17 protein-coding genes are annotated in these 20,534 nt (G+C 73.2%); 5 read left to right on the top strand and 12 right to left on the bottom strand.

Annotation, left to right across the window (positions count from 1 at the left end; translation table 11 throughout):
* Positions 1–5 precede the first annotated feature (5 nt).
* Genes J2S44_RS41515 through J2S44_RS41525 form a run of 3 tightly spaced genes read right to left on the bottom strand, consistent with a single transcriptional unit; the run spans position 6 to position 1,073 of the window.
* Entirely contained in the window at positions 6–554 is a 549-nt protein-coding gene (locus J2S44_RS41515; protein WP_310428934.1) for an RNA 2'-phosphotransferase, read from the bottom strand.
* A 7-nt stretch (positions 555–561) separates the two neighbouring features.
* On the bottom strand, positions 562–858 hold the full coding sequence (locus J2S44_RS41520) for a hypothetical protein (RefSeq protein WP_310428936.1): 297 nt from the start codon (positions 856–858) through the stop codon (positions 562–564).
* Between the two features lie 23 nt (positions 859–881).
* Positions 882–1,073, bottom strand: a complete 192-nt coding sequence (locus J2S44_RS41525; protein WP_310428938.1) for a hypothetical protein — start codon at positions 1,071–1,073, stop codon at positions 882–884.
* Between the two features lie 267 nt (positions 1,074–1,340).
* Between J2S44_RS41525 and J2S44_RS41530 the strand changes: the two genes are divergently transcribed.
* Complete coding sequence (locus J2S44_RS41530; RefSeq protein ID WP_310428940.1) at positions 1,341–1,586, top strand: hypothetical protein; 246 nt, start codon at positions 1,341–1,343, stop codon at positions 1,584–1,586.
* Between the two features lie 6 nt (positions 1,587–1,592).
* Positions 1,593–2,501: a helix-turn-helix domain-containing protein gene (locus J2S44_RS41535; RefSeq protein ID WP_310428942.1), complete on the top strand. Its 909-nt coding sequence runs from the start codon at positions 1,593–1,595 to the stop codon at positions 2,499–2,501.
* A 58-nt stretch (positions 2,502–2,559) separates the two neighbouring features.
* Here J2S44_RS41535 and J2S44_RS41540 read toward each other — a convergent pair whose 3' ends face one another.
* From J2S44_RS41540 to J2S44_RS41560, 5 genes are all read right to left on the bottom strand, one after another.
* Entirely contained in the window at positions 2,560–4,143 is a 1,584-nt protein-coding gene (locus J2S44_RS41540; protein ID WP_310428944.1) for a hypothetical protein, read from the bottom strand.
* Positions 4,133–5,533, bottom strand: a complete 1,401-nt coding sequence (locus J2S44_RS41545) for a glycosyltransferase (RefSeq protein ID WP_310428946.1) — start codon at positions 5,531–5,533, stop codon at positions 4,133–4,135. Before J2S44_RS41545 ends, J2S44_RS41540 begins: the two co-directional genes overlap by 11 nt.
* Entirely contained in the window at positions 5,530–7,458 is a 1,929-nt protein-coding gene (locus J2S44_RS41550) for a glycosyltransferase (protein ID WP_310428948.1), read from the bottom strand. The genes J2S44_RS41545 and J2S44_RS41550 overlap by 4 nt, the downstream gene beginning before the upstream one ends.
* A gap of 19 nt (positions 7,459–7,477) precedes the next feature.
* Entirely contained in the window at positions 7,478–10,951 is a 3,474-nt protein-coding gene (locus tag J2S44_RS41555; RefSeq protein WP_310428950.1) for a PA14 domain-containing protein, read from the bottom strand.
* A 226-nt stretch (positions 10,952–11,177) separates the two neighbouring features.
* Positions 11,178–12,356 (bottom strand): alpha/beta hydrolase, encoded by a 1,179-nt coding sequence (locus tag J2S44_RS41560; RefSeq protein ID WP_310428952.1) that lies wholly within the window; start codon positions 12,354–12,356, stop codon positions 11,178–11,180.
* Between the two features lie 245 nt (positions 12,357–12,601).
* Between J2S44_RS41560 and J2S44_RS41565 the strand changes: the two genes are divergently transcribed.
* Positions 12,602–14,812: an immunoglobulin-like domain-containing protein gene (locus J2S44_RS41565; protein ID WP_310428954.1), complete on the top strand. Its 2,211-nt coding sequence runs from the start codon at positions 12,602–12,604 to the stop codon at positions 14,810–14,812.
* Positions 14,809–15,660 (top strand): family 43 glycosylhydrolase, encoded by an 852-nt coding sequence (locus tag J2S44_RS41570; RefSeq protein ID WP_310428956.1) that lies wholly within the window; start codon positions 14,809–14,811, stop codon positions 15,658–15,660. The genes J2S44_RS41565 and J2S44_RS41570 overlap by 4 nt, the downstream gene beginning before the upstream one ends.
* A 6-nt stretch (positions 15,661–15,666) precedes the next feature.
* Here the strand turns inward: J2S44_RS41570 and J2S44_RS41575 are convergent, their stop codons facing one another.
* Positions 15,667–16,353: a hypothetical protein gene (locus J2S44_RS41575; RefSeq protein ID WP_310428959.1), complete on the bottom strand. Its 687-nt coding sequence runs from the start codon at positions 16,351–16,353 to the stop codon at positions 15,667–15,669.
* A gap of 117 nt (positions 16,354–16,470) precedes the next feature.
* The gene (locus tag J2S44_RS41580; protein ID WP_310428961.1) at positions 16,471–17,172 is read right to left on the bottom strand and encodes a TetR/AcrR family transcriptional regulator; all 702 of its coding nucleotides are present in this window, start codon (positions 17,170–17,172) and stop codon (positions 16,471–16,473) included.
* Positions 17,173–17,286: 114 nt separating this feature from the next.
* Between J2S44_RS41580 and J2S44_RS41585 the strand changes: the two genes are divergently transcribed.
* Positions 17,287–18,537 (top strand): saccharopine dehydrogenase family protein, encoded by a 1,251-nt coding sequence (locus tag J2S44_RS41585; RefSeq protein ID WP_310428963.1) that lies wholly within the window; start codon positions 17,287–17,289, stop codon positions 18,535–18,537.
* A 73-nt stretch (positions 18,538–18,610) separates the two neighbouring features.
* Here J2S44_RS41585 and J2S44_RS41590 read toward each other — a convergent pair whose 3' ends face one another.
* Together J2S44_RS41590 and J2S44_RS41595 are read right to left on the bottom strand one after the other, a co-directional pair.
* Positions 18,611–19,405: an SDR family NAD(P)-dependent oxidoreductase gene (locus J2S44_RS41590; RefSeq protein ID WP_310428966.1), complete on the bottom strand. Its 795-nt coding sequence runs from the start codon at positions 19,403–19,405 to the stop codon at positions 18,611–18,613.
* 142 nt (positions 19,406–19,547) lie between these two features.
* Positions 19,548–20,429: a LysR family transcriptional regulator gene (locus J2S44_RS41595; RefSeq protein WP_310428968.1), complete on the bottom strand. Its 882-nt coding sequence runs from the start codon at positions 20,427–20,429 to the stop codon at positions 19,548–19,550.
* Between the last annotated feature and the right edge of the window lie 105 nt (positions 20,430–20,534).

Consider the following 20,534-nt stretch of genomic DNA (forward strand, 5'->3'; position numbering starts at 1 on the left):
CCAGTCTAGGTTCGCGGAACGGCGAGGTACTCCGGCGGTACGGCGTCGGTCAGCCAGACCCCGTTCGCGCTGCGGAAGAAGAGATGCCCGGCGGCCGCCATCCGCGCGGCCGCGACCGTGAGCACGACCGGCCGCCCGTGCCGCCCGCCGACCGCCCGGGCCGTGACCGGGTCCGGCGAGAGGTGCACGTGGTGCCGGCTCCCCTTGACCAGTCCCTGCTCACGGATCGCCGCGAGGTGTCGGTCCGCGGTGCCGTGATAGAGCGTCTCCGGCGGCTCCTCCGCCCGGTAACCGAGCTCCACCGCGACGGAATGCCCCTGGTTGGCCCGGATCCGCTCCCCGTCCGGCGTCCGCTCGATCGTGAACCGCTTCTTGTCGTTCTCCTCGACGACCCGCCCGAGCTCGTCGCGGGTCAGCCTCAACCCGTGCCGCCCGAGCGCCTCGAGCAGCGTCGGCACGGCCACCCAGCCGTCCTCGGTGAGGGTCACCCCGACACTCTCCGGCCGATGCCGGAGGACCAGGGACAGTCGTTTACTGGTTCGCTTGATATCCATGACGACCTCAGCGTATCGACCACCGGCCAGCGATTTCCCGGACGAGCCTCGAGCCGGAACACCGGTCAGTGCCGGCGCGCCCGGCCTCCCGGCGTGCCGCCGCCGCGGCACGGAGCGCCGGCCACAGGCGAAGGCGCCGGCCGTGGTCCGCGGCGGCCAGCACCTCGGCCAGCTCGCGCCGCTCCCCGGGCGGCACCAGCGTGACCACGATCAGCAGCGGAAGTGTCGCAGCGGCCACCTCAACCAGCAGAAAGAACACCACCAGAAGCGCCACCGCGACGAATGGCGCGAACGTCGACATCATCTTTCCGTCCCCCCAACCCTTTTTCAGCCACTGATCGCGGCGGCCAGCACGAATATCAACGCGGCGCCGAGCGCGAACGCCACCACGATCGACGCCTTCATCACCTCGACGACCACGCCGACCGGCTCGAGCGCACGCCGCAGCGACCTCATCGCCACGACCAGGCACAGCACGGCAATGATCAGATACAACGCTGGGTGTTCGGGTATCACCACCGCCGCTGGATAATAATTCGTGATCACGAATCCCCCTCCTCGAAACTATTCGACATTCCGAGTGTTATTCAGATAGGTGTGAATAGCCAAGCCAAATACAGACTGCGAAACTTCGCGCACCCATACGGCCAGTTCAGCCGGGTGGTCAAACGCCAGGACGCACGCAGCCAGGTGGCTGATTTACAGACGGCACGACGGAATATTCCACGCCGCCCCGGCCCACCCGATAAGCGATTCGGGATGAATGAATAATGGTTGAATGACTCCATGACACAGATTATGGGCGGGAATCCCACCGCCGCCGCTACGGAAAGTCACACCCCGTTGCGGCTCTTGGCCTCCTCGTGCACGCAGGGGCAGTGCCCCACCGTCTATGCGAGCAGCCCCGGCAAGGTCGTCGTGCAGGGGTACATCGTCTCGGCCGCGTCCGCCGGGATCGATGTGCCCGAGGGCGAGATGCTGGTCGAGATTCCGTCGCACCTCTTGATCGAAGCCTTTGAGAAGATGTCCTGACCCACCATGAACGATTCCGGCCCGGAAGGGGGCGAGGTGACCGCGGAGCGCCCCCTTCCGAGCCGGGACGAATCCGTCGGCGCGGTCCTCGCGAGGCTGCGCCGGGATCGCGGACTCTCCGGCGCGAGCCTCGCCGCGATGGTCGGCATGAGCCAGCCCAAGATCTCTCGGTTGGAACGCGGCGTCGGATCGCCGAATCCCCGGGACATCGAGACCGTGGCCCGTGCGCTCGGCGCCGACGAGCATCTGGCGCGGGATCTGGCACGGCGCACGATGGTGGCGCAGAGCCAGATCGCGGACTGGCGGCCCGCACCCGACGACCTTCGGGGCCGGCAGGAGATCGTCGCGGACTGGGACTCGTCGTCGGGCACCGTCCGGGACTTCGCCGTGACCATCCTCCCGGGGATCCTGCAGACCAGTCAGTACGCGCACGCCGTCCTCGCGGCGTTCGACACGCTCATCCACGGCCCCGGTGGCACGAGCGACGAACGGACGATCCTGTCGGCGGTCACCGCCCGGCTCAGCCGGCAGGAGGCCCTGACGGATCCCGGTAAGCGATTCCACATGGTCATAGTCGAGAACGCACTGCGCGGCCCGATGTGCACCCCGACGGAAATGCTCGGGCAACTCGCCCATCTACGTGACGTAGCCGCGTTTCCCACGGTGACCATCGAGATCATCCCGGAGGAGGCCGTCGTCCCGGTGCCGTTCGTGCACGGCTTCACGATGTATGACGATCAGCTGCTGGTGATCGACATCTATCACACCGGGCTGGCCTCGCGAGGTGAGCGGGACATCGGCTTCTATCGTCGCGTGTTCGACGCGATGGCGGAGCACGCGACGGACGACATCGCACCGATCCTGGACCGGCACACCCGCCGCTTGCTCGCGCAGATCCAGCGGGACCTGGGCTGACCCGGCCCGGCCGTCGCTCCCCTGCCGGGGCGGGGAGCGACGGCCGGGCCGGTGCGGGTCAGAGGGGCACCAGGGTCCACTGCACGGTGCCGGACGGGTCGTGCCAGCTGCGGGCGCCGGGGGCCGTGACCGGTGCGTCACCGAACGTGCTGCGCCGGACCGCGTCGGCCGCGCCCCTGGCGGAGATGAGCAGGTAGCGTGCTCCGGACTCGCGCGGCGCCGCGAGTGTCGCCGGGAAGTCCCGGTCCGGGGTGATCACGAACTGGCGGGGGTTGTCGCTGGCCAGGATGACGCCGAAGGCGTAGGCGGCGTCGGTGACCACCGCGCCGTCCGGCAGCGCCAGCCGGTCCAGGTCCGCGGCCACGGTCGCGTTCACGTCGGCGAGGGCGGCCGTGCGGGCCGCACCGGACGCGGTGAACCACTCCGACTCCTCCCGGGCCAGTTCCGGCGTGCCCAGCGTGACCAGGGCGGCCGGGATCGCGGCCGCGGCCAGTGCCAGCGGGGCGGCGTGGCGCCGGACCCGGACCGCGGCCGCCCGCCACCGCGACGCACCGTGGGCCGGCGCACCCGCCGTCGCACCGGTGGCCGCCGCGCCGGCCGGCTGCCCGCTCAGGCAGTGTCCGGCCAGCAGCACCGCCAGCGGGATCACCGCGATGTGGAACCGCAGCCAGCCGAACGACGTGCCGCTCAGGAACGCGAGCGCGTCGAAGGCCAGCACCGAGCCGAGCACCGTGACCGGTGCGAGCACGCCCGGGGAGCGGCGCCGCCAGGCGAGGATCAGCGCCGCCACCAGCAGCACCGCCACGAACGGGGACAGGCCCAGCAGTTGCTGCCCGCCGTAGAGCGCCCGGGACGCCAGGTCGGTGCCGGTCACCGACGAGATGCCGGACGAGTTCGCCGACACCTGCGCGGAGTTGCCGTACTCGCTGGAGAACGTCGCGAACCACTGCCCGACGATCAGCCGGCTGGCCAGCGCCCACACGGCGACCGCCAGTGCCGCCGGGAACGCCACGATCACCGCGTCCACCCGTGCGGTCGCGACCGACCGGGTCCGCCACCAGGTCACCAGGAACACCAGCACCGGTACGGCCGCGGCCGGCGCCAGCGCCTCGTAGCGCGCCCCGTACGCCAGTCCCACCGCCAGCCCGAGCGGCACCAGCGGCGTGACCCGCGCGGTCGTCAGCCACTCCTGCAGGTGCCGCACCGCCAGCAGCAGGCACAGCAGGAAACAGGCCTCGCTCATCCCGTTCCCGGCGTAGACCACGATCATCGGGTGCAGCGCGAACGCGCCGGTCAGCAGCGCCCGCGGCACCGGTGGCACGGACGCCCGGCGCAGCACGTCGTGCACCAGCCAGACGACCGCGGCCATGAACACCGCGGACGCCAGCACCGGCAGCAGCGACTCCTGGGTCAGCGCCGGGAACACGTGCCGCAGCGGCAGGAACGGCAGCAGCACCAGCGACGGCAGCGGGTTCCAGACGAAGCCGATCGCGGCCAGGTGCGGGTCCCGGCTGTAGAGCGTGTAGTACGCGTTCGCCACCCGGCTGGTCGAGTCGCCGGGCACCAGGTGCGAGTCCCAGAACCAGAGCGCGATCAGCAGGTAGCCGGCGAGCACCGCCAGGAACGGGAGCCTACGCGCCATGGGACGACTCCAGGTGCAGTCCGTGCGTGGTCTTCTCCCAGTAGGACGGCGTGAACACCAGCTGCCACGCCGCCTTCGCCCCGGCGAGGCTCATCATCGCCCAGTACAGCGGCGACAGCAGCGCGGTGCCGAGCAGGTCCGGCCGGTCCATGGTGCGTACCGACAGCAGGTTCAGGTAGATCACGGTGGCGTTGCCGAAGACCAGGCAGGCGAGTCCGAGGTAGTAGTACGGCGCGACGAAGATCTGCTCGAGGATCGGCGGCCGGTCCAGGAACCACAGCGCGGTCGTCGCCCACAGCGCCGCGTTCAGCAGCGCGGCCAGCGGCGTGCCGCCGACGAACAGGTTCAGGCAGAGCAGCCCGCGCCAGCCCAGCTGGACCACCGTGGCCCGGGGCGCGCGCAGGTGCACCAGCCAGGTCATCAGGTAGCCCTTGTACCACCGGCTCCGCTGCTTGATCCAGTTGATGAAGTCGGAGTTCGCCTCCTCCAGCGTGACCGAGTCGAGCACGCCGACCCGGTATCCGGCGCGGGCGAGCCGCATGCCGAGGTCCGCGTCCTCGGTCACGTTGTACGGGTCCCACGCGCCCAGCTCGCGCAGTGCGGCGGCCCGGAAGTGGTTGCTGGTGCCGCCGAGCGGGATCGGCATGCGCAGCGCCACCAGCCCGGGCAGCAGCGACCGGAACCAGGACGCGTACTCCAGCGCGAACCACCGGGTGATCCGGTTCTGGTCGGTGTTGAAGTAGCCCAGCTCCGCCTGCAGGCACACGTGGGACGGGCCGAGCCGGCGCATCGCGACGACCGCGCGCCGCAGCTGCAACGGTTCCGGCACGTCCTCCGCGTCGTAGATCGTGACGAACTCGCCGCGCGCCTCCGCCAGGCCGACGTTGCACGCCTTCGGCTTGGTGCGCGGCTGCGACTCCGGCACGACCAGGATGCGCACGTGCGGCCCGGGCAGCGCCGCCGTCGCGGCCGCGATCGTCTCCGCGTCGTCCGCCTCCAGCAGCAGGATCACCTCGAGCCGCTCCACCGGGTAGTCGAGCGCGGCCAGGTTCTCCATCAGCAGCCCGATCACGCGCGGTTCCCGGTAGGCGGGCACCAGCACGGTGTAGACCGGCAGGTCGGCGGCGGCCAGCGCGTCCGCGTCGCTGACCCGCACCCGGTGCTCCCCGGTCCCGGCCGCGTAGACCAGCACCACCCGGAACACGATCGCCGCGGTGTAGGCCAGCGTGATGAGCGCGACCACGACCTGCACCAGCAGCATCGGCCGCAGCAGCAGCCCGGTCGTCACGGCCGCGAGCAGCACCACGAGCCCGCCCCGCTGCACCCGGCTCAGCACCACGTGCGCCGAGTGGTCCGGCCACCGCGTCCGGAGGTCGACCGGCGCGCTCATTCGGGCGCCTCCACGGACGACAGGCCGGCCGGCAGTGGCGTGCCGGCCGGCAGCGCCCGCACGCCGAGCACCACCGCGATCACCACGAGCACGACCGCCGCGACGCGCGCCCGGGGCAGGTGCTGCCGGGCCGCGACGCGCGACGACGTGGCACCGCGCGCCCACCGCACGGCCCAGACCGCGACCACGCCGGCGAGCAGCGCGTCCGTCAGGCCCGGTGGCGGCGCGACGTCGGCCACCCGTTCCAGGAACACGGGCAGAAGAGCAACCACGATCAGGGACAGCAGCGCCGGTACGATCGACCGCCCGGCCCGCCGCGCACCGATGACGCCGGCGCACACCGTCAGGCACACCACCGCGCCCAGCAGCGGCACGAGTTCCCCGGGCCGTACCGTCGACGGCAGCGGAACGGCCGCGACCAGCGGCAACAGCATCACCCAGCGCAGCCGCGCGGTGGCCCGCGTGCCGAGCAGCAGGATCGCGGCGCCGGCCAGGAACGCCACGCCCGCGACGAGGGTCAGGTCCGGCGCGACCAGGACCAGCGTGCCCGCGGAGATCAGCAGTGCGGCCGCCAGCAGCCCGTCCACCTGCCGGTCGTGCACGTCCGGCTCGTGTGAGGCGGGCCGCAGCCGCGCCACCACCAGCGCGGACGCGGCGACGAGCGGGATCAGCAGCGGCACGGTGCCACCGCGTTCCCACAGCGCGTCCCACGTCGAGGCCGCCAGCGCCGGGAACGCGACCGCGGTCAGCACGACCGCGAGCAGCAGCCGGGTCAGCGCGGCCCGGCGCACGGTCCCCGCCATGCCGCGCACGCCGGGCATCGCGAGTTCGCCGTAGACCCACCGGCTGGTGACGAGGTAGCGGACCGCGAACACGGTGCCGATCGCGATCATGTTGGCGGCCAGGTAGTGCAGCCCGCCGTACGTCACCAGCGCGTAGAGCAGTCCGACGTGGACCGGCGTCAGCGTGTTGTTGAGCAGCAGGAACCGGCCGAGGCGGCGCAGCCGGGTCCGCCGGCCGGGCGGCATCACGAGCCGGTCGATGACCAGGAAGTTCCAGCCGATCGCGACCTGCACCGCGAGCACGGCCGCGACCAGGTAGGGCAGGCCGAGCGCGAACACCCACAGCGCGGCCGAGTTGACCGCGATCCCGGACGCGCCGGCGAGCGCGAACCCGGCGATCCGCGGCCGGGACAGCCGCAGGGTGAGCAGGTGCCGCCCGAAGCGCAGGCCCTCGCGCAGCGATGCCTTGCTCTCGCCGGCGAGCCGGGACCGGAACGTGTAGGGCACCTCGACGACCCGGGAGATCCGGCCGCGGACCAGCACCTCGAGCAGGATCTTGTAGCCGTCCGGGCGCAGCGCGTCCGGTGGCACCGCGTCGCGGCGGACCGCGAAGAATCCGCTCATCGGGTCCGTGACGCCGCGCAGCCGCACCGGGAAGACGAGTTTGGCGAGCGCACCGGTGGCGCGCGAGACGAGCCGCCGGAACCGCCCGGCGAGCCCGTCCGCGCGGCCGGCGCCCCGGTAGCGGCTGGCGACGACCGCGTCCGCGTTGTCGATCTGCCCGGCCGCGAGCAGTTCCGGCACCGTCTCCGGCGGGTGCTGCAGGTCGCCGTCCATCACCACCACCCAGGGCGCGGTCGCGGCGCGGAACCCGGCGACGACCGCGCCGCCGAGCCCGCCGGCACGTTGGCCGGCCGGCCGGTGCACCAGTCGCGCGCCGGTCGCCGCGATCGCCGCGGGGGTGTCGTCGTCGCTGTCGTCCACGAAGACGATCTCCGCGGGGGTGCTGCCGAACGCGGCGCGGAGCCGGTCGACCAGCGGCCGGACGTTGCCGGCCTCGTTGCGGGTCGGCACCACGACGCTGACCGCGGGTGGCGCGGCGGTCTCGGCGGGCCTGATCCGGGTGGGCGCTATATCCGCCATGACCGGTGTGTCCTCCCTGTTAGCTGCGTATCTGGACGAACCGGGCGAGTGCGCCCCCGACGCGCTCGTAGTACTCGACGGCCACGGTGTGCTCGCCCGCGGTGAGCGGGACGTCGGTGGTGAACGTGGTGGGTCCGTGGTCGGACCAGCCGTCGATCACGATCACGCCGTCGACCAGCACCCGGACGCCGTCGTCCCCGGTGACGGTCATCCGGTGGGTGCCGGCCGGGTAGGCGGCGGTGCGGGTCCAGCGGGCGGAGAACCCGTCCGCCGGGACGTCCGGGTGCGGTGCGCCGTCGCCCCAGTCGAAGTCGACCGCGTCGTCGTCGCGGGTCACCAGCGGCGGGCCGGCGAGGTCCGGGTTGCCGAAGTAGGACGCGGTCCAGCCGCCGGCCGGCCCGGCGTCCGCGACGCGCCGGTAGCCGAACCGGGCGAGCGCGCCGCCGCCGTCCTCGTAGTACTCGACGCGGATCTCGTGCGGGCCGGCCGCCAGCGCCCGGTCGGCGCTGAACGTCGCGTTCTGGTTGACCCACCGGTCCACGACCGGCACACCGTCCACGAACACCCGGATGCCGTCGTCGCTCGCGCCGCTGAACCGGTAGACACCGGCCGGCAGCGTGTCCGTGCGCGTCCACCGCGCCACGAACCCGTCCGGCGTGATCGCCGGGTCCGGCGACCCACCGCCCCAGTCCGCGTCGACGGCCGGCTCCGCACGAGCCAGATCAGGAGCGGTCGTGGGTACGGCCGGCGGGCGCCCGGGCGCGTTCCAGTACTCCGCCGCGTAGTCCGGTGGGTCCGCCGCGTCCGCGGTCTGCCGCCAGGACAGTGCCGCGACCGCGTCGCCGCCGTTCTCGTAGTAGTCCAGCTCGACCGTGTGCGGCCCGCCCCCGACCACCGTGGTCGCGGTGTGCGCGGTGGCGCCGCTGTCCGCCCACGCGTCGATCAGGCGTTGCCCGTCCACGGTGAGCCGGACGCCGTCGTCCGCGGTCACGGTGAACTCGTACTCGCCGGGTGCGAGGCTGACCGTGCGCGTCCACCGGGCCGCGAAGTGGTCGGCGGAGATCGCCGGGTCCGGCGAGCCGCCTGCCCAGTCGTGGTCGACCGCGGGTTCCGTCCTGGTCAGCGCGGGTGACGCGACCGGGATCGTGGGCGCGCTGCCGGTGCCGGGTGTGTTCCAGTACCGCGCGGTGAAGTGCGCGTCCGGCTGGTCGGTGGTGGCGGTCCAGCCGAGCGTGGCGACCGCGTCGCCGCCCTCGTCGTAGTACTCCATCGTGATCGTGTGGGTGCCCGCGCCGAGGTCGCCGACCCAGTCGTGCGCGGTCCCGGACTGGCCCTGCCACCGGTCCAGCACCAGCTCGCGGTCGATGTAGAGCCGCACGCCGTCGTCGGTGACCGTGGTGAACCGGTACCGGCCGGCCGCGAAGTACTGCCGTTTCGTCCACCGGGCGGAGAACCCGTCCGCGACGACGCCGGGAGCGGGCGGGTCCGCGCCCCAGACGAAGTCGACGGCCGGGTCGGACCGGCTCAGCACCGGCGTACCGGCGAGGGTCCGGTTGTTGAAGAACGCGGCCGTGAAGTCCGGCGAGGGCGCGTAGGTGGCGGTGTGGACCGACGGGCCGTCCGCCGTGGTGATCGGATGGCGGATCGCACCGCCGTCGGACCAGCCGGTGAAGTGGTGGACCGTGCCGTCCGCCGCGACCGCGGTCGGCGGCGCGTAGATCTCCCGCTGGAACCCGGCCACGCCGAGCACCCGGTGCGGCGTGCTCACCGGGACGCCGTCGAGGTGGACGGCCAGCCCCGGCGGGTCGGTGGTGATCGTCAGCGGCGCCGTGACGGGCCGGATCTCGATCGTGGCGGACGTGCTGAGCCCGTTGGCGTCGGTGGCGGTCACCGTGATGCCGTACCAGGTGTCTGCGGACGACTCGCCGGTCACCGGCACGGTGAACGATCCCGCGCGGCCGGTCAGCGGCCCGGCGAACGGGTGCGTGTGGGTGCCGTGGTGCAGCAGCACCGTGGTCCGGATGTCGTTGTCGTCCAGGTCGAAGCCGGCCCCGTCGGTGGCGAACGCGTTGTAGGTGATCACGTCGCCGGCGCGGTACCGGGACTCGTCCGCCGGCACCGCGATCGTGACGGCCGGCGGGATCCCGACCTGGATCATGATCGGCACGGCCTGCGCGGTGTGCCCCCGCCCGTCGTCGACGGTGAGCGTGACCGGGTAGACGCCGGTGTCCGGGTAGCTCTTGACCGGTGCCGGATCCGTGCTGGTGGTCCCGTCGCCGAAGTCCCAGGCGTAGCCGACCGGGTCGCCGTCCGGGTCCGTGCTGCCGGTGCCGTCGAAGTGGACGGTCAGCGGGCCGGTGCCCTTGGTGACGTCCGCGGTGGCGACCGCGCTCGGCGAGTGGTTCCCCAGCTCGTACCCGATCCGGTAGAGCCGCCCGGGAATGTAGGTCAGGTAGTACAGCGACCCGTCCGGCGCCTCCTTGATGTCCACCACGCTGCCCGCGACCGGGTCGAAGTCGTGGACGGCCGTGACGGTCCCGGCCGCGTCCAGTTCGGCCCGGCGGATGAAGCCCTTCGCGTAGTCGCCGAAGAACAGGTTCCCCCGGTACGCCTCGGGCAGCCGGGTGCCGCGGTAGACCGGCCCGCCGGTGACGGCCGCGCTCTCCCCGTCGTGCGGATAGACGTGGACCGGATCGGTGAACCCGGCGCAGTCCGCCGTGCAGAAGCCCTCCCTGAGCGGCCAGCCGTAGTTGCCGCCGCGGACGATCCGGTTCACCTCCTCCCAGGTGAAGTCGCCGACGTCGCCGCCGTACAGCGCGCCGGTCGCGGCGTCGAACTGGAAGCGCCAGGGGTTGCGGAACCCGTACGCCCAGATCGCCTGTTCCGTCCCGGGCCGGCCGTAGAACGGGTTGTCGGCCGGGATCGTGCCGTCCCGGTTGATCCGCAGGAGCTTGCCGTGCGGGTTCGTCAGCAGTTGCGCGTTGCTGGCGTAGCCGTTGTCGCCGACCGCGACGTAGAGCTTGCCGTCCGGCCCGAACCGGATGCTGCCGCCGACGTGCAGGTGCTGGGACAGCGACCGGGTGCGGAAGATCGTGAACGGCCCGTCCGTGCCGACGTCGCCGGACGCGTCGAATCTGACCACCCGGTTGTGCAGATCGAGACCGGTGTAATAGAAGTAGACATAGTGATTCGTGACGCCGAACTCGGGGTCGAACGCGATGCCGATCAGTCCACGGTCACCGCTGGCCTCGGACGGCAGATATGCGAACGGGGTGGGCAGCAGCACACCGTTCTTCACAATTTTGACGGTGCCGGCCCGTTCCAGGACGAATATGCGCCCGTCGGGCGCGATCTCGAATCCGCTGGGCCCGTCCAGGCCGGCACCGACGATCAGCGCGGTCCGGAAATCCGCTGGTGGCGCCGCGTGCGCGGGCGTGGCGGGCAGGACGGTGGCGAGCAGGCAGGCGAGCAGTAGCGACACACGGGCGCGCACTCCGGTCCCCCCTTCGACACGCCTCCCCAGGCAACGTCGTCCACCGTAGGGAGACCGGGTTTCCGGCACACCGCGTGGATCGAAATGAATGGAGTCGACCGTGATTCGGCACCGTTTCGCGGTCCGGCGTAATCGCGTGAACCTCGCGAATTCGGGCGCGCCCCGAGTCGCCTGCCCGACAGTTTCCGGTCCGGCCGATGTCCTCAGTGGCCGGCCGCGGCCGTCCTCAGTGGCCGAACAGGCCGGTGAGCGCGTCCGGGAACAGGCGCCGCCAGTTGACGTAGTCGTGACCGCCCGGGTATTCGCGGTAGTCCAGCGGATAGCCCTTCGCCGTCAGCACGTCGCGCAGCCGCCGGTTCACGTCCACCTGCGGTGCCGCGCCGGCCGGGCCCGGGCCGGTCTCCCGGTCCCCGACGTCGAGGTAGAGCCGCAGGCCCGCGCGTGGGCGGGTGGCGAACTGCCGGGTCAGCCACTCCGGCTCACCGTCCGGGCCGGCCCGCCAGAAGCTGCCGGAGTGCGACAGCGCGCGGCCGAACACGTCCGGCGCGGCCAGCGCGATGTGCGCGGCGGTCAGCCCGCCGAGCGACGCGCCGGCGAGCCCGGACCGGACCGGGTCCGTGGTGACGCGGAGTTCCCCGCGCGCCCACGGGATCAGCTCGCGCGCGACGAACGCGGTGTACTCCGGCGTGCTGCCCAGCTCCCGGTCCCGGCGCGCGTCCTCGACGTGCACGTAGAGCACGACCACCGGTGGGATCCGGCCGGCCGCGACCAGGCGGTCGACCAGGTCCGGGACGCGCAGCACGGTCTGCGCGAGGTACCCGTCGAACACCACCAGCACGTTCGCGTCCACGGTGGACGCGCGCGCGGGACGGTGCACCGTGACGCGCCGGGCGCCGCCGAGCGCGGCGCTGGGCACCTCGACCTGTTCGCGCGGCCCGGCCGGGACCGGCGGGCCGGACAGCCACGGCTCGGGCGGCGCGCCCGGCAGTTCCAGCAGCGAGGCGTACCCGTCGCGGTCGGTCGGGTCGCCGGGGTCGCGCGGGAACGCGACCGTGCGGGGGTTGAGCGGGTCGACGTGGGTGGCGCCGGTGCCGGAGTCGTCCGGCGGGGAGCCGGTGCGGCCGTGGCCCAGGTAGTACAGCGTGCGCAGCCGGGACGGCACGGCCACGGTCCCGTGCCACAGGTCGGTGCCGGGCACCCGGGTGAGCACGGCCTCGACGCCCCAGCAGACCGTGGCCGTCCGCGCCTCGCCGCGCCAGACGAACGTGACCAGCGACGTGCCGTCGGGGCCGGGCGAGACCAGCGGCCCGCCCGCGGCCCGCGCCGCGCGCCAGAGGCGTTCCGCCGCGTCGGGCGCCCCCGCGCGCGCCTGGGTCAGCAGTGCGTCGATCCGCTCGTCGATCATGAAGCCACTCCCCGGGTCGCTCCTCACGGATCACTGTGGTCGATCCAACCGCTGGGAGTCACGGGGCGGACACGCTTTGTTGCGGGGTTGTCACGAACCCGCACCGCGCGTCACCGATGATCCGCGATCGTGGCCTCCTGTCGTGACCGATCGTCAGGCGGCACCCAGGCCGCACCGGCGAGTCGCGGATAGACGCATGGAGATGCCCCTTGACGATGGTGCCGGGGGCGACCGAGACTTCGGCCGTGGTCATCAATCCCGGGCGCGCGGCGACGGCGTCGCTGCTGGCCCCGCTGCTGCTCGCCGTCCCGGTTCCGGCCGTCGCCGCACCCGGCGCCGGACCGTTGCTGCACTACCGGCTGACCGAGACCACGTCCGGCGCCGTGGCCGTCGACTCCTCCGGGCACGGGCGGCACGGCACCGTGTCCGGCGCCGCGGCCTGGGGCGGGGCGCAGGGGCTGGCGTTCGACGGCACCAGCACGTTCGTGTCCGCGCCCGCGGACCTGATGGCCGGGCTGGACGCGATCACCGTGTCGTTCGACGTGCGGGTCGACCCCGCGCAGGCCACGCCCTACTTCCTCTACGGCTTCGGCAACACCGCCGGGGCGCACGGCAACGGTTACCTGTTCGCCACCGGCGACCACCTGCGCACCGCGATCACGGCCGGCAACTGGTCCGGCGAGCAGAACACCCGCCGCGACCCGGCCCACCGGCTGCCCCGCGGCGTGTGGAAGCACGTGACCTATACGCAGGCCGGCGGCGTCGGCGTGCTCTACCAGGACGGCACCGAGATCGGGCGGAACACCGCGGTCACCGTGACACCGGGCGCGATCGGCGGCGGCAGCACCACGGCCAACTACCTGGGCCGCTCGCTCTACGCGGCGGACCGGCTGTTCCACGGCGCCATGCGGGACTTCCGGGTCTACGACCGCGCCCTGGACCGGGCGGAGGTGGCGGAGCTGGCCCGGCCGTACAACGAGGAGCTCGTCGCGGGCGCGCTCACCCTCGGCGACACCACCGGGCTGACCGCGGACCTCGCGCTGCCGGCCACGAACGCGCTCGGCGCCGGCGTCGCCTGGACCAGCAGCGACCCGTCCGTGATCACCGACCGCGGCGTGGTCACCCGGCCGGCACCGGGCGCGCCGGCGGGCCGCGCGGAGCTGACCGCCGTGATCGGCGCGGGCCCGGTGTCGCGCACCGTCCGGTTCCGGGTGAGCGTGCGTCCACTGCCGCGCGACCGGGCCGCGGTGACCGAGGCGGCCGCCGCGCTGACGGTGCACGACCTGGACGAGGTGCGTGGCAACCTGACGCTGCCGGCCACCGGGCTCTACGGCACGGGCGTCTCCTGGCGGTCGTCCGACCCGGCGGTGATCACCCCGACCGGCGAGGTGCGCCGCGGCCGGCACGTCCAGCGCGTGCGGCTGACCGCCACGGTCACCCGCGGCGACGCGCGGACGCGCCGCACGTTCCTGGCCACCGTGCTGCCCCGGCCGAGGCAGGAGCCGCTGGCCGGCTACCTGTTCAGCTACTTCACCGGCGAGGGGACGGCCGACGGCGAGCAGGTCCACTTCGCACTGAGCCGGGGCAACGACCCACTGCACTGGGACGAGCTGAACGGCGGTGCGCCGGTGCTCACCTCCACGCTGGGCGAGCGGGGCCTGCGCGATCCGTTCATCATCCGCTCGCCGGAGGGTGACAAGTTCTACCAGATCGCGACCGACCTGCGGATCTACGGCAACGGCGACTGGGACGCGGCGCAGCGCCACGGCAGCCGGTCGATCATGGTGTGGGAGTCGGTCGACCTGGTGCACTGGACCGATCAGCGCCTGGTCCAGGTGTCGCCGGAGACCGCGGGCAACACCTGGGCACCGGAGGCCTACTACGACACCGCACTCGGGGCGTACGTGGTGTTCTGGGCGTCGAAGCTGTACGCGGCCGACGACCCGCAGCACACCGGCGCCTCCTACAACCGGATGATGTACGCGACCACCCGCGACTTCCACACGTTCAGCACGCCCGCGGTCTGGAAGGACCCGGGCTACTCGGTGATCGACTCGACCGTCGTCCGGGACGGTGACACGTACTACCGGTTCACCAAGGACGAGCGGAACCCGAGCTCGACCACGCCGTGCAGCAAGTTCATCATCGCGGAGCGGTCGGCCGCGCTGCTGGACCCGGAGTGGGACCTGGTGGCCGAGTGCATCGGCAGCGGCGCGCTGGCCCGCGGCGAGGGCCCGCTGGTCTTCAGGTCGAACACCGAGCGGAAGTGGTACCTGTTCATCGACGAGTTCGGTGGCCGCGGCTACGTGCCGTTCGAGACCACGGATCTGGCCTCCGGCGTCTGGACCGTGTCCGCGGACTACGCGCTGCCGGCCCGCCCCCGGCACGGCACGGTGCTGCCGGTGACCGCGACGGAGTACGCGGCGGTGCGCGCCGCGTACTCTGCCGGATCATGAGCAACCCCGTGCTGCCCGGCTTCACCGCCGACCCGCACCTCGTCGTGTACGGCGACACGTACTGGCTGTACCCGACCACGGACGGCTTCGACGACTGGTCCGGCACCCGGTTCCGCGCCTACTCGTCCACCGACCTGACCCGGTGGACCGACCACGGCGTGATCCTCGACCTGGCCACGGACATCACCTGGGCCGACGCGTACGCGTGGGCGCCGGCCGCGGTGGAGCGGGACGGGCGGTACTACCTGTACTTCTGCGCGGAGCGGGCGATCGGGGTCGCGGTCGCGGACTCGCCGGCCGGCCCGTTCCGGGACGCGCTCGGCGCACCGCTGATCGCCGCGGACGCGTACCCGGACCAGATGATCGACCCCATGGTGTTCGTCGACGACGACGGCCGGCCGTACCTCTACTGGGGGCAGGGCGCCAGCTATCAGGTGCCGCTGCACGACGACATGGTCTCGTTCGACCCGGCGCGGGTGCGGGTGCACACGCCGGAGGGCTACAACGAGGCGTCGTTCGTCATCAAGCGGGACGGCGTCTACTACCTGATGTGGTCGGAGAACGACACGCGCAGCGCCGACTACCGGGTCGCCTACGCGACGTCCGGCCACCCGCTCGGGCCGTGGGGCGCGCGCCGCGACGTCGTCCTCGCCAAGGACGAGGCGCAGGGCATCCTCGGCACCGGCCACCACTCCGTGGTCCGCGCGCCGGGCAGCGACGACGACTGGTTCATCGCCTACCACCGGTTCGCGATACCGGGCGGCGACGGCACCCACCGGGAGACCGCGGTCGACCGCCTGCACTTCACCGGCGACGGCGCCATCGCACGCGTGACACCCACCCGGTAGGCCGGGTCAGAGCACGTCCAGCACGGTCAGCACGGTCAGCGTCACCGCCACGGCCAGCAGCACCGCGCCCACGAGCAGGACCTTCCGCCGGTACGCCGCGTAGCGCCCGCGGACCTCGCGAGGGTCGCCCTCGGCCGTGCCGTCCGCCCAGCCGCCCCGGATCAGGCGCCGGGTCCCGTCCGGCTCGACCAGCAGCGTGCCGGTGACCACGACCGCGGTGGCCGGGCGGACGATGTGCTCGGCCACCGCGTACGGCCGCCGCTGCCCGGTCCGTTCCCGCCCGTTGTCCTGATAGGAGCGCGCGATCATCGGCGCCCGCAGCGCGAACAGTCCCCGCCCGGCCAGGTCCTCCGCCACCTCGACCCGCACCCCGCCGTGGTAGATCCCGCGGTCGCCCTCGCCGCGCCGCACGTCGGTGCGCCAGTCGACGTACCCGCCGCCGTCCTCCCGGTGCCCGCGCCGCACGGTCTCCTGGTGCCACGCCGCCGGCAGCCGCGACCACGGCGCCACCCGGCCGTCGTCCGCGGCCGTGGTCCCGCCCACGGTCACCGGACTGCCGTCCTTCACCCCGGACAGCTGGTCGGCCTGCAGCACCGGCCGTCGCCGCAGCCGCAGCCACCGCGCCCACGACCGCCCCCACAGCAGCGCGGTCACCCCCACCCCGACCCACGCCACCACGACAAGCCCGATCACCCTGACAGCATGCCGGGTCCGCGGTCGCCGCGCGCGCCCCGGTCCCGGTCCGCGGCCCGCACCACAGCGCCTCCACCGGATCGTCGCGCGGGCATCCGTACCCGATAGGCTTGTTCGTCAGGGTTTGGCCATCCGGGCCGCGACGCCGTCCAGCAGCAGGTCCAGCGCGGCCGGGAACGCGCTGGACACCATCTGGGTGGCCAGCAGCGGTGCCGCCTCCGCGATGTGCGGGTGGGTGGCGGACGGCAGCCGGGCGTAGGTGGAGCGCCATACCTCCTCCTCGGCCAGCAGCGCCGCGTTCGGCAGCGCGAGCGAGGCGGCGTCGAGCGCGGCGAACGCGAGCACCTGGTCGATGAACGCGTGGTAGACGCCGACCGCCTCCGGGACCGGCAGGCCGGAGGCGCGCAGCACCGCGAGCACCGCCTCGTCCGCGGCCAGCTCGTTGGTCTTGCCGGTGACCCGGCTGGTGGTGAGCACCGCGGCCTGCGGGTGCGCCACGTAGGCCGCGTGGATGCGCAGGCCGAGCGCGCGCAGGTCGTCACGCCAGGCACCGGTCGGCGTCCAGCCCCGCAACGCCTGACCGATGAGTGTGTCGCCGATCGCAAGCGTCAACTCGTCCATGCCCCGGAAGTACCGGTAGAGCGTGCTCGGGTCGCAGTCCAGCGCCAGGCCGAGCCGCCGGGCACTCAGACCCGCGCTGCCGTGCTCCCTGAGCAGCCGCAACGCGGTGTCCACGATCAACGTCTCGGACAGCACGGTGCCGCCGCGCGTGGGACGCCGCCGGCGCCGTTTCTCCTCCGGAACCACCGTCTTCGGCACGGGCCCTCCCCGGAACTCTTATGCCAACACAGTTGACCTTACGCGAGGGGGGCGCGTTTGATCAGCTACGGGGCCCCACAACATTGACGCAAGATCGATAGGAGTCTCTCCCCCATGCGAGTCCTGCTGATGGGTGCAGGCGGTGTCGGTACGGCGATCACCCGGATCGCCGCCCGGCGGATGTTCTTCGACGAGATGGTGGTGGCCGACTACGACCTCGGCCGCGCGCGGGCCGCCGTCACCGCGGTCGGCGACGCCCGGTTCCGCGCCGAGCGGGTGAACGCCGCAGACCCCGCGGCGATCATCGCGCTGATCCGGCGGACCGGCGCGGACGTGGTGCTGAACGCGGTCGACCCGCGCTTCGTGATGCCGATCTTCGACGCGGCGCAGGCGGCCGGCGTGACCTATCTGGACATGGCGATGTCGCTGTCCCGCCCGCACCCGGACACGCCCTACGCCCGGTGCGGCGTCAAGCTCGGCGACGACCAGTTCGCCCGCGCCGACGCCTGGGCCCGCGACGGCCGGCTCGCCCTGGTCGGCATGGGCGTCGAGCCCGGGCTCTCCGACGTGTTCGCCCGGCACGCCGCCGACGAGCTGTTCGACGACATCGACGAGATCGGCGTGCGGGACGGCGCCAACCTGACCGTCGACGGGCACGAGTTCGCCCCGTCGTTCAACATCTGGACCACCATCGAGGAGTGCCTCAACCCGCCGGTCGTCTGGGAGTCCGGGCGCGGCTGGTTCACCACCGCGCCGTTCAGCGAGCCCGAGGTCTTCGACTTCCCCGAGGGCATCGGCCCGGTGCAGTGCGTCAACGTGGAGCACGAGGAGGTGCTGCTGATCCCCCGCTGGGTCCCGGCCCGCCGGGTCACGTTCAAGTACGGCCTCGGCGAGGAGTTCATCCGCACGCTGCGCACGCTGCACCAGATCGGCCTGGACCGCACCGACAAGATCATCGTCCCCGGCCCGTCCGGCCCGGTCACCGTCTCGCCGCGCGACGTCGTCGCCGCCACCCTGCCGGACCCGGCCACGCTCGGCGCCCGCATGCGCGGCAAGACATGCGCCGGCACCTGGGTCCGCGGCACGTTCCGCGGCGCACCGCGCGAGGTCTACCTCTACCACGTCGTCGACAACGAGTGGTCGATGGCCGAGTACGGTTGCCAGGCCGTCGTCTGGCAGACCGCGATCAACCCGGTCGTCGCGCTCGAACTCCTCGCCGCCGGCACCTGGACCGGCACCGGCGTCCTCGGCCCGGAGGCCTTCCCGGCCCGGCCGTTCCTCGACCTCCTCACCGCGTACGGCTCCCCGTGGGGCCTGCGCGACCTCACCCCGGCCCCCGTCCCGGCCGGCCTCCAGGCGGCGTGACCCGGGCTCTCGGCACCGTCGAGATCACGCGGGGGCGTCTCGACGGTGCCGCGCCGGCGGAGCGCCGCCGTGGTCAGCGGGCCGGGTCGAAGACGCGGGACATCAGCGCGGCGGCGCGCCGGCGGGTGAGGAAGCGGCTCAGGGTGACGGTGAGGCGGTTGTCGCGGCCGTCGATGACCGCCGGGCCGGGGTCGCGGCGTTCGAGGTGGCGCAGCGCGGTGGCGACGACGTCCTCGGGGCGGCGGACCTTTCCGGCGGTCAGCACGGCCGCGTCCGGCCCCATGTCCGCGGTGAAACCGGTGGCGGTGGCGCCGGGGGCGACCGCGAAGACGGTGAGGCCGGTGCCGCGCAGTTCGGTCCAGAGCGACTCGGTGAAGCTGACCATGAAGGCCTTCGTGGCACTGTAGACGGCCATCCGCGGCGACGGCAGGTAGGCGGTGGCGCCGGCCAGGTTGATCACGAAGCCGTTGCCGGCGCGCAGCAGGTCCGGCAGGAACGCGGCGGTGAGCGCGACCGGCGCCGCGACGTCCACCGCGATCTCGGTGGCCAGCCAGCCGGGGTCCGCGTCCGCGAAGAGGGCGAACGAGCCCACCGCGGCGTTGTTGATCAGGCTGGTGACGTGGATGCCGCGGTCGGTGACCGCCCGGTGGAGTCGGGCGGCCGCGTCCGGGCCGGACAGGTCAAGGGCGAAGACCTCCACCCGTGCGGTACGGCGAAGCTCGTCCGCGAGCGCGTCCAGTGGCTCGGCACGGCGGGCGACGAGCACGAGGCGCGCGCCGCGAGCGGCCAGGGCGCGGGCGAAGGCGGCACCGATGCCGCCACTGGCCCCGGTGAGCAGGACGGTCTGCGAACGGTAGTCAACGGTCATGCACCCAGCAGACCGGCCGGCCGGCGGTTCCGTCCAAGACCCGTTCCGCACCCCCTGATGCACCGGACGCATCACGACCCCGCGAGCGAACCGGCGACCGAACCGGCGAGCGAACCGATACGCGCCCGGTGCCCGCGGCGCGTCAGGGGCGGGGCAGGAGCCGGGCGGCGGCGCCGGTGAACTCGGCGACCAGCGGATCGGTCTCCCCGGTACGGGTGACGACCACGACCCGGCACGGTGCCGCGCCGGCGATCGGCACGGAGACCAGCCCGGCGCGCAGCGTGAAGCGCCGGTCGCCGGCCGGCAGGACCGCGACCGCGGTGCCGTCCGCGATCGCCTCGAGCTTGTCCTCGTACGAATCCGCGGTGCCCGGCCCGAGCGGCGCCGGCGTCCCGTCCGGGCGCGGCTCGAGGCGCCAGAAACCGAGCCAGTCCGCGCCCGTGCCGGCGCAGCCGACCAGCGGCTCCGGGTCGAGGTCGGCCACGGTGACCGACTCCTTCCCGGCCAGGCGGTGGGTCTCCGGCACGACCAGGACCAGCGGCTCGTCGTAGAGCGCGGCCACGTCGAGCCCGTCGGCCGGTACCGGCAGCGGCGCCCGGGTGACCAGCGCGTCGACCCGCTCGTCCCGCAGCGCGCCGACGTCCCGCGCCCCGAGGTGCCGGGTGCGCACCCGCAGGCCCGGGAACCGGTGACGCAGGTCGCGGACCGCGGGGGTGACCACGAGGTCGTCCGCGTACCCGATGGTGATCGTGCCGGCCGCCGCGCGGGCGGTCAGCACGGCCTGCCCGGCGCCGTGCAGCAGCGTTCGCGCCTCGGGCAGGAACGCGGCACCGGCCGCGGTGAGCCGGCTGCCCTGCCGGGTGCGTTCCAGCAGGCGTACGCCGAGCGCGGCCTCGAGGCGCTGGATCTGCCGGCTCAGCGACGGCTGGGCGACCCGCAGTTCCTCGGCCGCCCGCGCGTAGTTCAGGTGCGCCGCGACGACCGTGAAGTACCGGACCAGCCGGAGATCCAGATCGGGTAACACGCCACCAGCCTATCCGTGATGCGTGTCCGGCATGACGACCGCGCGGGCCGGCGAAAAAAGGCCCACGGGCGATGTCGAGATCGTGGTGGCGACTCCGTCTCCCCG

The sequence above is a fragment of the Catenuloplanes niger genome, from assembly GCF_031458255.1.
Taxonomy (GTDB): domain Bacteria; phylum Actinomycetota; class Actinomycetes; order Mycobacteriales; family Micromonosporaceae; genus Catenuloplanes; species Catenuloplanes niger.

What these genes read in the sequence shown, in the direction of transcription:
- J2S44_RS41540 (WP_310428944.1), bottom strand. Translation starts at nt 4,143, where the DNA reads ATGGCGCGTAGGCTCCCGTTCCTGGCGGTGCTCGCCGGCTACCTGCTG.
- J2S44_RS41590 (WP_310428966.1), bottom strand. Translation starts at nt 19,405, where the DNA reads ATGACCGTTGACTACCGTTCGCAGACCGTCCTGCTCACCGGGGCCAGT.
- J2S44_RS41585 (WP_310428963.1), top strand. Translation starts at nt 17,287, where the DNA reads ATGCGAGTCCTGCTGATGGGTGCAGGCGGTGTCGGTACGGCGATCACC.
- J2S44_RS41560 (WP_310428952.1), bottom strand. Translation starts at nt 12,356, where the DNA reads ATGATCGACGAGCGGATCGACGCACTGCTGACCCAGGCGCGCGCGGGG.
- J2S44_RS41570 (WP_310428956.1), top strand. Translation starts at nt 14,809, where the DNA reads ATGAGCAACCCCGTGCTGCCCGGCTTCACCGCCGACCCGCACCTCGTC.
- J2S44_RS41535 (WP_310428942.1), top strand. Translation starts at nt 1,593, where the DNA reads ATGAACGATTCCGGCCCGGAAGGGGGCGAGGTGACCGCGGAGCGCCCC.
- J2S44_RS41545 (WP_310428946.1), bottom strand. Translation starts at nt 5,533, where the DNA reads ATGAGCGCGCCGGTCGACCTCCGGACGCGGTGGCCGGACCACTCGGCG.
- J2S44_RS41515 (WP_310428934.1), bottom strand. Translation starts at nt 554, where the DNA reads ATGGATATCAAGCGAACCAGTAAACGACTGTCCCTGGTCCTCCGGCAT.
- J2S44_RS41530 (WP_310428940.1), top strand. Translation starts at nt 1,341, where the DNA reads ATGACACAGATTATGGGCGGGAATCCCACCGCCGCCGCTACGGAAAGT.
- J2S44_RS41550 (WP_310428948.1), bottom strand. Translation starts at nt 7,458, where the DNA reads ATGGCGGATATAGCGCCCACCCGGATCAGGCCCGCCGAGACCGCCGCG.
- J2S44_RS41520 (WP_310428936.1), bottom strand. Translation starts at nt 858, where the DNA reads ATGATGTCGACGTTCGCGCCATTCGTCGCGGTGGCGCTTCTGGTGGTG.